General features: G+C 59.2%; 12 protein-coding genes. 9 read left to right on the forward strand and 3 right to left on the reverse strand.

What is annotated here, in order from left to right:
• Positions 1-48: 48 nt before the first annotated feature.
• Positions 49-1056, reverse strand: coding sequence for a TRAP transporter substrate-binding protein (locus tag FN828_RS09235; RefSeq protein WP_142493112.1), 1008 nt, complete (start codon positions 1054-1056; stop codon positions 49-51).
• 188 nt (positions 1057-1244) lie between these two features.
• Between FN828_RS09235 and FN828_RS09240 the strand changes: the two genes are divergently transcribed.
• On the forward strand, positions 1245-1523 hold the full coding sequence (locus FN828_RS09240) for a hypothetical protein (protein ID WP_142493113.1): 279 nt from the start codon (positions 1245-1247) through the stop codon (positions 1521-1523).
• Positions 1524-1561: 38 nt separating this feature from the next.
• Here the strand turns inward: FN828_RS09240 and FN828_RS09245 are convergent, their stop codons facing one another.
• Both FN828_RS09245 and FN828_RS09250 read right to left on the reverse strand, forming a co-directional pair.
• A complete protein-coding gene (locus FN828_RS09245) occupies positions 1562-2218 on the reverse strand; it encodes a flavin reductase family protein (RefSeq protein ID WP_142493114.1) in 657 nt (218 codons plus the stop codon).
• A 420-nt stretch (positions 2219-2638) separates the two neighbouring features.
• Positions 2639-4252 carry a thiamine pyrophosphate-binding protein gene (locus FN828_RS09250; protein ID WP_142493115.1) on the reverse strand — a complete coding sequence of 538 codons (1614 nt, stop codon included), beginning with the start codon at positions 4250-4252 and terminating at the stop codon, positions 2639-2641.
• A gap of 269 nt (positions 4253-4521) precedes the next feature.
• On the opposite strand from FN828_RS09250, the gene FN828_RS09255 reads away from it, so the two are divergent.
• Genes FN828_RS09255 through FN828_RS09290 form a run of 8 tightly spaced genes read left to right on the forward strand, consistent with a single transcriptional unit; the run spans position 4522 to position 13545 of the window.
• On the forward strand, positions 4522-4908 hold the full coding sequence (locus tag FN828_RS09255; RefSeq protein ID WP_142493116.1) for a hypothetical protein: 387 nt from the start codon (positions 4522-4524) through the stop codon (positions 4906-4908).
• Positions 4905-7136 carry a NosR/NirI family protein gene (locus FN828_RS09260; RefSeq protein WP_142493117.1) on the forward strand — a complete coding sequence of 744 codons (2232 nt, stop codon included), beginning with the start codon at positions 4905-4907 and terminating at the stop codon, positions 7134-7136. The genes FN828_RS09255 and FN828_RS09260 overlap by 4 nt, the downstream gene beginning before the upstream one ends.
• Positions 7129-9063, forward strand: a complete 1935-nt coding sequence (gene nosZ / locus FN828_RS09265; RefSeq protein ID WP_142493118.1) for a TAT-dependent nitrous-oxide reductase — start codon at positions 7129-7131, stop codon at positions 9061-9063. Before FN828_RS09260 ends, nosZ begins: the two co-directional genes overlap by 8 nt.
• Entirely contained in the window at positions 9063-10391 is a 1329-nt protein-coding gene (locus FN828_RS09270) for a nitrous oxide reductase family maturation protein NosD (protein ID WP_142493119.1), read from the forward strand. Before nosZ ends, FN828_RS09270 begins: the two co-directional genes overlap by 1 nt.
• Positions 10357-11250, forward strand: coding sequence for an ABC transporter ATP-binding protein (locus FN828_RS09275; RefSeq protein ID WP_408033799.1), 894 nt, complete (start codon positions 10357-10359; stop codon positions 11248-11250). The genes FN828_RS09270 and FN828_RS09275 overlap by 35 nt, the downstream gene beginning before the upstream one ends.
• Positions 11250-12077 (forward strand): ABC transporter permease, encoded by an 828-nt coding sequence (locus FN828_RS09280; protein ID WP_142493121.1) that lies wholly within the window; start codon positions 11250-11252, stop codon positions 12075-12077. Before FN828_RS09275 ends, FN828_RS09280 begins: the two co-directional genes overlap by 1 nt.
• Positions 12074-12631 carry a nitrous oxide reductase accessory protein NosL gene (locus FN828_RS09285; RefSeq protein WP_142493122.1) on the forward strand — a complete coding sequence of 186 codons (558 nt, stop codon included), beginning with the start codon at positions 12074-12076 and terminating at the stop codon, positions 12629-12631. Before FN828_RS09280 ends, FN828_RS09285 begins: the two co-directional genes overlap by 4 nt.
• A 2-nt stretch (positions 12632-12633) precedes the next feature.
• On the forward strand, positions 12634-13545 hold the full coding sequence (locus FN828_RS09290) for an FAD:protein FMN transferase (protein WP_142493123.1): 912 nt from the start codon (positions 12634-12636) through the stop codon (positions 13543-13545).
• Positions 13546-13631: the final 86 nt, after the last annotated feature.

Consider the following 13631-nt stretch of genomic DNA (forward strand, 5'->3'; position numbering starts at 1 on the left):
GATCCTCCAGAAATTTGGCGACACCCGTTGGGGTGCCGCCACGCGGTGTTATTGCGTGCAGGCCTGACGCGCTGCCTTCATTTTTTCCCAGAAGGCGTGACCTTCATCGCTGACGTTGGCCAACACCTGATCATAGTAATCTTCGATGCCAACGCTCCATTGTGCGCGCTGTTCGTCTGTCGGGACTTCGATCTTGACGCCCTTTTCCTGCGCCATGCCCAGAACAGCCTCTTCAAAGGCAAAGAAAGCCGCTGAACGTTCCGTTGACGGGTGCCGCGCAAGGGCGCGGTTGATGCCTGCGCGATCTTCGTCCGACAAGCTGTCCCAAACGCCTTGGTTGATCACCATCGCCGCCGGGGACATCACATAATCCAGACGCGTCAGCACCGGGGCAACCTGTGCGATGCCACCAAAAACATAGAACACCGGGATCGTCGGATAGACATCAATCAAGCCCGTGGACAGGTTTGACGCGGCTTCGCTGGCTGGTGTCATTGTCGGGAAACCGCCAAGTTTTTCCCAATAGGCATTTGAAATCGGGTTGGCTGCGGCCCCAATGCGGCGTCCGGACACGGTATCAGGCGTCAAGAAAGGTTCCGCCCCGGCCAGCTGCCCGGTGCCAACCTCGGTCCAGTCCAGAACGCGCACGCCAGTCGGGGCCAGCATAGAGCGGTAATCTTCCCGCACAGTATCCAGAATACAAGAGCGGCTGGCAACGTCGTCATAGAAGAACAACATCGACACAAGATAGGCCTCGGGCAACTGATCAGCCAGCGACGCAACCGAAAACGCGCCCATATCAATCCGCCCACGCATCACCTGCGGAAGAACGGCTTGTTCGGCACCCAGTTGGGAATTGTAAAACACTTCGATTTTGACATTGCCTGCCGTTTCTTCGGCAACATCGGCGGCAAACTGATCCAGTTGTTGCTGCCAGATCGTGTTCGGCGGTGCTGCTGTCGCAAGCCGCAAGGACTGAGTTTCAGCAAATGCGGGGGACATGGACAGGCCAGCAGTCACCACAAGATTCGCGATAAGTTTTTGTTTATTCAGCACTCTTTCCTCCCAGATACCGAATGAACCCGTTGGTTTGTACTTTCTTTTATCAAACTAGAGGAAATTTTCTAGAGTATTTATTCTAATTATTGTGGCGCGAGCATAATCAGACGAATTCTGCCGCAAATTTCCGCAGCTTACCCGTGGTGCGACTGCCTGCCCAAGGATGTCCGGAAGAGCCACTGCGAATGGCTCCTGAAGTGTATGCGGATCGGGCGCGAGGATTTCGCTTCCAAGCTGGAAGCGGTCATTTGCTGATTGTGGGCATCCTGAGAAAACACGCGCCGTTTGATATGGCGAACTACCCAGCCGCCGTGGTGCAGGATGTAACCGACCAAGCCGGAAATAGGGCTTTCTTTATATTTGGAGACAGCCTTGGAAGCGAGCGGTCAGATGTGACCGAGTGCGTCAAGATAAGCCATATAAATCAAATGGAACCTCTTAATGCACGAAAGCCCGCGCAATGAAGCGCGGGCCTCGGGAAGAGGGCAAGACAAGAGCCTTGCTACGTCGAGCGCCCCTCCATACCGGCCTGAAGGCTGGATGGCGCGCCTGGAATGCGCATCTCGAAAGTATTCTCGATCACGGCGTAATCGTAATACCCCATGCGGGCTAAGGGCTTGATCTTCGGGACCATCAGCTTGCCCTCTGGGGAAATCACTTCGTCGTTCACGTGGATGCGCACGACCTCGCCATAGACGACGTCAACCCACGTGTCGCGGTCGCCCCCGGACAGCCGGTGTGTGCTGAGATAGCGGCATTCGAAGTGCGCCGGGCTTTCCGCGACTCGTGGTGCATTTGCGTCGATGCTGGCAGCCTTGGTTACGCCTGCGGCGACAAATTCGTCTACTTCTGGTCCGGTATCCATTCCCGAGATGTTGACGGCTTCGCGCAGATCATAGGTTGCCATGTTCCAGACGAACCAGCCGGTTTCCTCGGCGTTGACGACGGAATCCTTGCGGCGCGCACCCGTGCGATGGTTGGCCGCGAACATGACCATGGGAGGGTTGAAATTCAGGTTTTGCCATTGGCTGAAAGGCGCAAGGTTATCGACCCCGTTTCTGCTTGTTGTCGATATCCAGCCGATTGGGCGCGGTATAGTGCAGGCCTTAAACGGGCTGAATGGCAGGGGGCACGGCTCCTGACCTGGTGCATAATGCATGAAATTTCATCTCCCTTTGGTGCTGATCGGCGTGAGTTGCGTAGAGCCAGGTATAATGGCGCGTCACGTAAGATTGTTCGCCTCTGTGCTTGGGCGATGGTCCGGTCGCGTGCCTCTCCTCCTGCTGGCTACTGGACTATAATGCAGATTAGTTATCTTGCAAATAATTATCTAGCAATCAAAATGGTGGGGTGATTTGAAGGGGCACACACGATCCCAGCGATCCTGCTGCATCTGGGCGCGTATTTTCCGCAATCATGCGAAAGCTATCGCGGGAATATACCACAGCCCCCACAACATCGGGTTTTGTTGCGGGGCATCTGGGGAACTGTGTGGTCTTCCAGCCCGGTGCATGGGCGAAACGACACAGACCTTGGGCCGTGTCGTTTCTGGCTGGCAGGGGTGGCAGTCGTTCGCGGGTCAGACCCGCATACGCGGCACGTTGTTCGGGTCCAGACGCAATTCGATCAAAAGAGGTTTATTGCGGGTTTCGATGGCCTGGATCGCGGCTTCAAGGCTTTGGGCGGAATCGACCAAAACACCCTGACCGCCCAGTGCTGTTCCGATTTGGGCAAAGGATGGCCAGTCGAACATTGTCAGTCCCGGATCCATTTTTCGATCGAGGAATTGAATGTGTTCAGCCCCATAGGCCGAGTCATTAGCCACGATCACGATCAGATCCTGATTGGTTCGCACGGCCGTGTTGAATTCATTGATGCCGCCCATCATGAACCCACCATCGCCGGTGAAAAGCACGACGGGCCGTTCCGGCACCGCAAAGCCCGCGCCGACGGCAACCTGTAGCCCCAACCCGATAGAGCCGAAATTGGTGGTTGTGATGAAGCTTTCCGCGTTGGGGCAGGAAACCCTGCACCAGACCTCGGTCATGAAACGCCCCCCGTCGGTGGTCAGAAAGCGGTTCTTGGGCAGGGCTTGTTCCAGTCGGTCCAGTGCGTATTCAAAATTCACGAATCCGGGGGCTGCTTTGTCGGGGTTGCCCTTGGGGTGGGCGGTCAGCACGGCCATATCCAGTTCTGCGGTAAAGCCACTGCCGGGGATTTCGGCTTCGTCCAGCCACCACATGATATTGTCAGCGGTCAAACCCGCATCGGCCACAAGCGCGGCATCCGGGTGGTAGTTTTTGGCAACCTCGGTGACGGTATCATTGATTTGCACCACGCGCTTGCCCTTCATCAACGCGCCTTTGTCCGTGGTGAAATGGTGCAGCGATGTGCCGAACGCCACGACGCAATCGGCCTTGGCAATGGCCTCATATGCGGCGGGTGTCGACAGTGTGCCGAAGATGTCGATGTTATAAGGGTGGCCGTTGAACATCCCCTTGGCTTTGAGCGTGGTGGCCAGCGGAGCCTCCAGACGGTCAGCCAGTTTCTTGATTTGCTCCACAGAGTCTTTGGCGCCGATCCCCGCCAGAATGATCGGGCGTTTGGCGCTGGCAATCATGCCCACGGCTGTGTCCAGATCGTCCCCTTCGGGCACAAAGGCGGGTGCGTTGAACGCGGGAAAGACGTGGCGGGTGTGTTCGACTTCTTGCCACATGTAATCGGCGGGCATGTTCAGCACGATGGGCCGTTTTTCCACCTGCGCCCGGTAAATGGCATGTGCCACATCGTAGGACGCAGTTTCAGCCGAGCGCATCTGCTCGAACCCGGCGCCTGTGACCTTGACCGTTTCGCGCTGGTCAATGTTTTGCAGGTTGTGCGGGTTGGATACGGCGGTATCGCCTGCCAGCAGCACCATAGGAACGTGGCCGCGCGCGCCTTCGGTTAGGGCGGTCACACAGTTGGTCAGCGCGGGGCCGTGGGTGACTGTGGCGATGCCGACCTTACCCGCAACCCGACCGTAGGCCAGCGCCATCAGAACCGCGCTCCCCTCGAAGGCCACTGGGACAAAGGTTGCATTCCCGGCACGCACGAAATGGTCGACCATGAAAAGATTGGCGTCCCCCATCAGCCCGAACATTGTGTCACAGCCATGATCGGAAAGGGATTGGGCAATGGATTGATATACGTACATGTTGCGGCTCGTTGGTTGTGTCTGTTGCGCTTTTTTCCGTCATACCGAACCGGGGATGCGCAAAGTACGCAAAGTATCAGTCCGCAGTAAGAGTTTTGGCGGGGAATTTGCGTATTTTGCCGATATTATGCGTGTTTTGCGCATGATATTGCCTGTTGGCGTGTTTTTGTGTCTTTGGATGGGCAAATTTTTGGTTTGCTTGGGTGTCTTTGGCAGACCGTTGACTTTCGTCAAGGAGGTGCCGCGCCCTGACTCGTATTGCTGCGGGCATGACACGTCTAGCGTTCCAACTGTCAGCCCTTGTTCTTGTCGTGAGTCTGGTACTCACGGCAGGTACAAGCGGTTTTTTACGCACCACCCACGCCATTGCGTCGGTGGGGTTGGAAACGATTGTCATCTGCGGCAGCGAGGGTGCCGAAACCGTGATGCTGGACCGGAATGGTACGCCGGTATCGCCATCCAGCGAACAATGCCTGCATTGCGCCGACTGTAACCTGCCCACCATTGCCGCATTCGTGCCGGTTTCCGGTTTCTCTGTCCGCGGCTTCAGCCTCGTGTCCTATCACGTTCCGCAGGATCGCCCGGTCCGGCTGACGGCTCGCGTGGAAAATCCGTCACGCGGCCCCCCATCCCTTAACGAAATATTGTGGACATGATGACCTTGTTTTCCCCATCTGCACGTCGCCTGACCCGCTTATTTGCCTCTCTTGTGCTGGTGTTTGGTCTGCTGATCACCGCCGCGTCGGCTCAGGCTCAATCCTCTGGGTCTGTCCTGTCCCGGTTCCTGCCAAAGGTTGATCCGGCGGAACTGGTTGAAGGGGCAGACGCTTTCGGCGCTATCCGGCAAGACGTACCCACGGCCCCCATTCTGAAAGGGGGGCAGGAAATCGGGACGGTGTTTATCACCTCTGATTTCGTAGGCACCACCGGCTATTCCGGTAAACCCATTCACACCATGGTGGCCCTTGATAAGGACGCCAATATCCTTGGTGTATCGCTTGTCAAACATTCCGAACCAATCGTTCTGATCGGTATCCCCGAAAGCAAAATTCGCGGGATGATGGAAGAATATCGCGGTCTGTCCCTTGTGGCCGAAGCACAGGCCGGTGGGTCGGGGCACGATCTGGATATCATCAGCGGCGCGACCGTCACCATCATGGTGATCGACGACAGCATTATTCGTTCAGGTCTAAAAGTGGCCCGTGCGCTGGGGCTGGGCGGTCTGTCCCCCGAAGTGGATACCGGGCCAAAGTTTGAAATCGCCGATCCCTCTCCGGTTCCGGGATCGTGGATGCAAATGGAAGGCGACGGCACCGTGCGGCGGTTGGCGTTGGACGTGGGGCAGGTCAATGCCGCGTTCGAGCAGGTGGACGATCCCCGCGCCGCCGAACGCGCCCTGACCGAAGCGCCGGAAACCACCTTCATTGACATGCAAACGGCGCTGGTATCGGTGCCGGGCATCGGACAGGCCGTTCTGGGCGAGGCGGAAAATACCAACCTTCAGGCATGGCTGGAACCGGGCGACCATGCCATCGCGGTTCTGGGCCGTGGTTTGTATTCCTTCAAAGGGTCGGGCTATGTGCGCGGCGGGATCTTTGACCGGATCGTGCTGATCCAGAATGACGTGTCGGTGCGCTTCCGCGACCGGATGCACCGCCGCATGGGGCCGGTTGCGCTGGACGATGCGCCCGAGTTCACCGAACGCGATCTGTTCCGTATTCCCGCCGATACCGGGTTTGATCCGACCAAACCGTTCCGCCTGCAACTGCTGGTGCAACGCGACGTGGCTGCGATTGAAAAGGTGTTCACCACTTTTGACCTTGGCTATCAGCTACCCAAGCCGTTCCTGACGCCCGTTGCCGTGCAGCCCGTGGCCGCCGCAGAAACGCAAAGCGAAGCAGACGCCCAAAGTGCGCTGTGGCGGAAAATCTGGAACGACAATACCATTGAGATCACGGTTCTGGCCTCGATGCTGGCGATCCTGACGCTTGCGTTCTTCTTCCAGATGCAACTGACGCGGTCGGAACTGCGGGTTAAAATCTTCCGCTACAGCTTCTTGACGGTGACGCTGGTTTTCCTTGGCTGGTTTGCCAATGCGCAGCTTTCGGTGGTCAACCTGATGGCCCTGTTCGGGGCGCTGACCACTGATTTTAGCTGGCAGGCGTTCCTGCTGGACCCGCTGACCTTTATCCTGTGGTTCTCGGTTGCGGCGGCGCTGCTGTTCTGGGGGCGGGGGGCGTATTGCGGCTGGCTGTGTCCGTTTGGCGCGCTGCAAGAGCTGACCAACCACATCGCGCGTAAACTGGGCGTGCCGCAGGTGAAACTGCCGTGGGGCCTGCATGAACGGCTGTGGGCGGTGAAATACATGATCTTCCTGGGGCTGTTCGGGGTGTCGCTGTATTCCATCGAACAGGCCGAGCATCTGGCCGAAGTTGAACCGTTCAAGACCGCGATTGTGCTGAACTTTATCCGCGCGTGGCCTTTCGTGGCTTATGCCGGGGCGCTGGTGATTGCGGGGCTGTTCGTGGAACGGTTTTATTGCCGCTACCTGTGTCCGCTGGGCGCGGCACTGGCGATCCCGGCGCGGTTGCGCATGTTTGACTGGCTGAAGCGCTACAAGGAATGCGGCAGCCCGTGCCAGACCTGCGCCAATGAATGCATGGTCGGGGCCATCCACCCCACCGGCGAAATCAATCCCAATGAATGTCTGAACTGTATGCACTGCCAGGTGCTGTACCAGTCCGACGCGAAATGCCCTGTCGTGATCCGCAAGCTGAAGCGGCGCGAGAAGGTATCCCAACCCGACCTGTCCCCGGCACATGCACGGGCGGTCGCCAATCATCCCAATATCAAGGGTAAGACAGAGGAGACTAAAAATGTCTGACCAACTGAAGAAAGGCCTGAGCCGTCGCGGCTTTATGGGGGCCACCGCCACCGGCGCCGCGCTGATGGGGTCCGCTGGGGGCCGTCTGGGCCTGATGGGGGGTACCGCGGCCCTTGCTGCTGCCAGCGCCACCGCGGCCAGCGCAGCCACCGGCCACGCCACCCCCGCACCGGGCGAACTGGACGAATATTATGGCTTCTGGTCGTCGGGCCAAAGCGGCGAGATGCGCATCCTTGGCATCCCGTCCATGCGCGAACTGATGCGCGTGCCGGTGTTCAACCGCTGCTCGGCGACGGGCTGGGGGTCGACCAACGAAAGCCTGAAAATCCTGAAACAGGATATGATGCCCCAGACCAAGGAATATCTGGCCGCGCAGGGCAAAGAAGTCCACGACAACGGCGACCTGCACCACGTCCACATGTCCTTTACCGAGGGCAAATATGACGGCCGCTTCCTGTTCATGAACGACAAGGCCAACACCCGCGTTGCCCGCGTGCGCTGTGACGTGATGAAAGCCGATAAAATCATCGACATCCCCAACGCCAAGGCCATCCACGGTCTGCGCCCGCAGAAATGGCCGCGCACCAACTATGTCTTTGCCAATGGCGAAGACGAAGTGCCGATGGTCAATGACGGCAAAATCCTTGACGATCCGTCGCAATACGTCAACTTCTACACCGCCATCAACGCTGACGAGATGACGATTGCATGGCAGGTGATGGTCTCGGGCAACCTTGATAACACCGACTGCGACTATGACGGCAAATATGCCTTCTCGACCTCGTACAACTCGGAAATGGGTATGAACCTGGCCGAGATGATGGAAGCCGAGATGGACCACGTCGTCGTGTTCAACATCAAGGAAATCGAAGCCGGTATCGCTGCGGGTGACTTTATCGAACTGAACGGCGTGAAGGTTCTGGATGGCCGCAAAGGCAAGAACAAGAAATACACCCGTTACATCCCGATCCCGAACTCGCCCCACGGCGTAAACATGGCCCCCGACAAGATCCACCTGTGCATCAACGGGAAACTGTCGCCCACCGTTTCGGTGATCGACGTGCGCAAGCTGGACGCCCTGTTTGAAAGCGACGTGGACCCGCGTTCGGCGGTTGTGGCAGAACCGGAACTGGGGCTTGGGCCGCTTCACACCTGTTTCGACGGCAAGGGCAACGCCCTGACCACGCTGTTCCTGGACAGCCAGGTGGTGATGTGGAACATCGAAGACGCCGTGCGCGCCTATAACGGTGAAAAGGTCGATCCGATCCGCACCAAAAAAGACGTGCATTACCAGCCGGGCCACAACTCGACCTCGATGGGGGAAACGCTGGACGCGGATGGCAAGTTCTACATCTCGATGAACAAGTTCTCGAAGGACCGCTTCCTGAATGTGGGTCCGCTGAAGCCTGAAAACGAACAGTTGTTCGCCATTGATGGCACCGAACTGACGCTGATGCACGACGGCCCCACCTTTGCGGAACCGCATGACAGCATCATCGTTCACCGTTCGGTTGTGAACCCGAAATCGGTTTGGGACCGGCATGATCCGATGTGGGCCGATGCCCGCGCACAGGCCGAAGCCGATGGCGTGGATCTGGACGATTATCAGGACACGGTGATCCGCGACGGCAACAAGGTCCGGGTCTACATGTCCTCTCAGGCGCCCGAATTCAGCCTTGAAAGCTTCACCGTTCAGGAAGGTAACGAGGTCACGGTCTATGTGACCAACCTTGATGACATCGACGACCTGACCCACGGCTTTACGCTGAACAACCACGGCGTTGCGATGGAAGTTGCCCCGCAGGCGACCGCCTCGGTCACGTTCACCGCAGCGAAGCCCGGCGTTTACTGGTACTATTGCCAGTGGTTCTGCCACGCGCTGCACATGGAAATGCGTGGCCGTATGTTCGTGGAGCCGAAAGCCTGATGAAACGCTTTGTCCCTGTCTTGTTGGCCCTGTGCCTGTCGGCGTTGCCCGCATGGGCCGACCAGTTCCGCGTTCCTGCCGAACCCGGTGCGCTGGCCGATGCGCTGGCGCGGGCCACGGACGGGGACGAGCTGATCCTTGCAGCGGGGCGGCATGCCGGCCCGTTGCACATCCGCCACCGCCTGTCGTTGATCGGTGAAGACGGCGCTGTGGTGGACGGGGGCGGCACCGGGTCCGTGATCACGGTAGATGCTGCCGGTGTCACGATCCGCCGTCTGACCGTCACCAATTCCGGCCGGTCACATGATGAAATTGATGCTGGTGTAAAACTGACGAAAAAGGCCCGCGATGCCCGTGTTCTGGATAACGACATTCTGGGCAATCTGGTGGGGGTCGATGTCCACGGCGCCCGCGATGCGTTGGTCAAGGGCAACCGGATCGAAGGGCTACGCCTGCGCCGAATGAATGACCGGGGCAACGGCGTATATGTCTGGAACGCGCCGGGGGCCGTGGTGGAAGAAAACGAAATCCGCTATGGCCGCGACGGGATTTTTTCCAACACCTCGCGCCACAATACCTATCGCGGAAACCTGTTCCGCGACCTGCGCTTTGCGGTGCATTACATGTACACCAATGACAGCACCGTGCAGGGAAATGTTTCGATCGGGAATCACCTTGGCTTTGCGATGATGTATTCTGACCGGATCGTGGCGCGGGATAATATCTCGATCAATGACCGCGATCATGGGGTGATGCTGAACTATACCAACCAGTCCGATATTTTCGCCAATTTCGTGACGGGGGGGACGGAAAAATGCGCCTTTGTCTATAACTCGCACCGTAACCTGTTGGCGGACAATACGTTCCACGGTTGCGGGATCGGGGTGCATTTCACTGCCGGGTCTGAACGCAACACGATCACCGGGAATGCCTTTATCGGCAATCAGACGCAGGTCAAATATGTTGGCACCCGTGATGTCGAATGGAGCTTTGAAGGACGGGGGAATTACTGGTCCGATCATCCGGGGTTCGATCTGGATGGCGATGCCCGTGCCGACAGCCCGTACCGGCCCAATGACCTGATGGACCATATCCTGTGGTCGCAACCGGCGGCCAAGCTGCTGCTGGGTGCGCCTGCCGTGCAACTGGTCCGCTGGAGCCAGGCACAATTCCCCGCCGCCCGCACCGGGGGCGTGGTGGACAGTCACCCGCTGACGGGTGCGCCGGTGCCGGACATTCCGCAACCGTTTCAAATGTTAGCCCAAGCTGATCCGCTGTGGGCAAAAGGAGAGCATGATGACGATTCTGACCCTCTCGCATCTGACTAAACGCTATGGCACGCGGACCGTGCTGGATGATGTATCGCTGACCATTTCCGCTGGTGAACGGGTGGCCCTGCTGGGCCATAACGGGGCCGGGAAATCCACGATGATGAAGCTGATCCTTGGCCTGATCCATGCCGACGGGGGCGCGGTGGATATTGCAGGCCATGCGCCGGGATCGTCCGTGGCGCGGTCACTGACGGCCTATCTGCCGGAAAACGCGGCCTTTCACCCGGCGCTAACCGCGCGGGAACAAATCCGTCACTACCTGCGCCTGCGGGGGCAACCTGCCAGCAAGGCTGACGCGCTGTTGGAAAAGGTCGGGCTGGCTGATGCCGCACGCCGCCGCATTGGCACTTATTCCAAGGGGATGCGGCAGCGGGTTGGATTGGCCCAAGCCCTGATCGGCGCGCCGCGCCTGATGATACTGGACGAACCGACCTCGGGGTTGGACCCGGTGTCGCGTCGTGAATTTTACGCGCTGTTGGATGAACTGGCCGCGCAGGGGACGGCGATTTTGCTATCGTCGCACGCGCTATCCGAGCTAGAGGCCCGTACCGATCGTATCGTGATCCTGTCGGGTGGCAAGATGGTCGCCGAAGGGCCGTTGGCGCAATTGCGCGGCGAAGCGGACTTGCCCCTGACGGTCCATATCCTGCCTGCCGAGGGGCAGGGCGCCGTGCTGGCCGCCGCCTTCCCCGAGGCCGAACCGCAGGGCAATGCGCTGTTCCTGCATTGCGCCCCAAGTGACAAGCTGGCGCTGCTGGAACGGATCGCGGCCAACCGTCATCTGGTGGCGGATTTCGATCTGCAACCGGCATCGCTTGACGATCTGTATTCCCATATCAGCCGGAGGGCCGCGTGATGCTGTCCCGTATTCTGTCCACTGCCAGTATTGAATTTGCCATCGCCCTGCGCAACCGCTGGGTCGCTGTTGGCGCGGCAATGATGGTGCTGTTTTCGCTGGTCCTGTCGGCGGCGGGGGCCGCGCCTTCGGGTGGGTTGTCGATTGATCCGCTATCGGTGATCGTGGCCAGCCTGATTTCGCTGGCGGTCTATCTGGTGCCGCTGATTGCCCTGCTGATTTCATTCGACGCCATCGCGGGCGAAGTCGAGCGCGGCACGCTGCCGCTGCATCTGGCCTATCCACTGTCACGGACCGAATTGCTGGTGGGCAAACTGCTCGCGCAATTGGTGGTGATCGTGCTGGCCGTGCTGGCGGGCTATGGCGCGGCGGCGATCATGGCCTTTGCCCGTGGCGGCATGGACGCCACAGCGGGGCTGGGCGCATTGTGGCGGCTGGTCTGGACTTCGGTCCTGTTGGGGGCGGTGTTCCTGTCGCTGGGCCATGCGATGTCCTGCCTTGCGCGGCGTCCTTCGGGGGCGGCGGCAATGGCGATTGGGCTGTGGCTGGTGGCTATCGTGCTGTACGATCTGGGCCTGCTGGCCGCTGTCGTGGCGGATGATGGCGGGGCGTTTACCACGCAGGTGTTCCCGTGGGCGCTGGTGCTGAACCCGGCGGATGCCTTCCGTATTTTCAACCTTGCCGCTTCGGGGGCAGTGGATGCGGCCTCGGGGCTGTCGGGGGCAGCCGGGTCGATTGCCATCTGGAAACCGCTGCTGGCGCTGCTGGCATGGCCCGTGCTGGCCGCCATCATTGCCCGCCTGTCATTTCAAAGGGTGCAGCCATGAAAACCTCTTTTCTTGTCCTTGCTTTACTTGCCTTGACCGCCTGCAAAGAGGACGTGGCGCAACGTCCTGCGCCGGTCGAAATCACAGCCGAGGCTGCCGGGTTCTATTGTCAGATGGGGCTGTTGGAACATGACGGTCCCAAAGGGCAAATTCATCTGGATGGTATGCCCGCCCCGCTGTTTTTCAGCCAGGTACGGGACGCGGTGGCGTATTTACATATGCCCGAACAAAGCCATGCCGTGACAGTCACCTATGTTCAGGACATGTCAGGGGCCACATGGGATGCGCCCGGCAAATGGATCACCGCCCAAGAGGCGATCTATGTCATCGGGTCAACCGCGCGGGGCGGTATGGATGCGCCTGAATTTGTGCCGTTTTCCGATGCCGCAGGGGCGCTGGCCTTTATCGACCGGCACGGCGGCATGATGCGCCGGTTCGAGGAGATCACGCCAGCAATGGCGCTGAGCGCCACATTGCCCACCGACATCGCCCCGGCACCTTCATCAGATATGTCGAACCGCTTGCGTGCGCTCGGCCAATACAAGGGGAACTGAGTATGAAACCCACCCGTCGCCGTTTTCTGACGCTTGCATCGGCTGCCTGTTTGGGCGCGGCCCTGCCTGCACGTGCCTATCAATGGCAGGGAACTGCCCTTGGCGCCCATGCCCAGATCATTCTGGACCACCCAAACGCCAAGGATATCACCCGCGCTGCAATGGCCGAGATTGCGCGGCTGGAACGTGTGTTCAGCCTGTATAAATCCGGATCCGAGCTATCCCGGCTGAACGCCGCTGGCCGATTGGAAGCGCCATCATTTGAACTGTTGGAATGCCTTGCTGTTGCACGGGATGTTCACAGGATCACCGAAGGCGCGTTTGATCCCAGCATCCAGCCGTTATGGGCCGCTATGGCGCAGTCTTATTCCGCAGGGCGTTCCCCCACCGCCAAGGACCTGACACAGGCCCGATCCGCCATTGGATTTGATCGGGTGCGGTTCGATGCGTCGGCTATCGAACTGGCGCCCGGACAGGCGTTGACCCTGAATGGTATTGCGCAGGGCTATATTGCGGATCGGGTGGCCGATCTGATGCAACGGGCCGGGGTGCAGGATGTTTTGATCAATACCGGCGAAATTCTGGCAATGGGACCGTCCGATACCGGCGCTGGCTGGCCGGTTCGGATTGACCGGACGGATCAGAAGCTATTCCTGAACAACCGCGCAATCGCAACGTCGGCAAGTTTTGGGACCGTGCTGGATGCGGACGGCAGGCAAGGGCATATTCTATCGCCCGATCCACGGGCGGCGGTTGCGGCGGTTCAGGTATCCGTCAGCGCCCCGACCGCGGCGTTGGCGGATGGGTTGTCTACCGGGCTTTGTGTGTTCGACAGTCTGGCCAAAGTACACGATACGCTGCGCAAAGCCCCGGATGCACGGCTGGAAAGCTATCTGGAAATCGGGACACTCTGAAGCGGGCGCTGCGGTGCGGCGAAAAAAATCAGCCAGAAGTTTGTGCCAATCGGTTGACTCGTGCATTTCCGCTCCTTAGCTATGCG

Source organism: Thalassovita litoralis (assembly GCF_900182725.1).
GTDB classification, from domain to species: Bacteria; Pseudomonadota; Alphaproteobacteria; order Rhodobacterales; family Rhodobacteraceae; genus Thalassobius; species Thalassobius litoralis.

Excerpts from the sequence above, each read along its gene's own strand:
- FN828_RS09275 (WP_408033799.1), top strand. The coding sequence starts at position 10,357 with ATGATGACGATTCTGACCCTCTCGCATCTGACTAAACGCTATGGCACG.
- FN828_RS09290 (WP_142493123.1), top strand. The coding sequence starts at position 12,634 with ATGAAACCCACCCGTCGCCGTTTTCTGACGCTTGCATCGGCTGCCTGT.
- FN828_RS09245 (WP_142493114.1), bottom strand. The coding sequence starts at position 2,218 with ATGCATTATGCACCAGGTCAGGAGCCGTGCCCCCTGCCATTCAGCCCG.
- FN828_RS09270 (WP_142493119.1), top strand. The coding sequence starts at position 9,063 with ATGAAACGCTTTGTCCCTGTCTTGTTGGCCCTGTGCCTGTCGGCGTTG.
- FN828_RS09285 (WP_142493122.1), top strand. The coding sequence starts at position 12,074 with ATGAAAACCTCTTTTCTTGTCCTTGCTTTACTTGCCTTGACCGCCTGC.
- FN828_RS09250 (WP_142493115.1), bottom strand. The coding sequence starts at position 4,252 with ATGTACGTATATCAATCCATTGCCCAATCCCTTTCCGATCATGGCTGT.
- FN828_RS09280 (WP_142493121.1), top strand. The coding sequence starts at position 11,250 with ATGCTGTCCCGTATTCTGTCCACTGCCAGTATTGAATTTGCCATCGCC.
- FN828_RS09260 (WP_142493117.1), top strand. The coding sequence starts at position 4,905 with ATGATGACCTTGTTTTCCCCATCTGCACGTCGCCTGACCCGCTTATTT.
- FN828_RS09255 (WP_142493116.1), top strand. The coding sequence starts at position 4,522 with ATGACACGTCTAGCGTTCCAACTGTCAGCCCTTGTTCTTGTCGTGAGT.
- nosZ (WP_142493118.1), top strand. The coding sequence starts at position 7,129 with ATGTCTGACCAACTGAAGAAAGGCCTGAGCCGTCGCGGCTTTATGGGG.
- FN828_RS09240 (WP_142493113.1), top strand. The coding sequence starts at position 1,245 with ATGGCTCCTGAAGTGTATGCGGATCGGGCGCGAGGATTTCGCTTCCAA.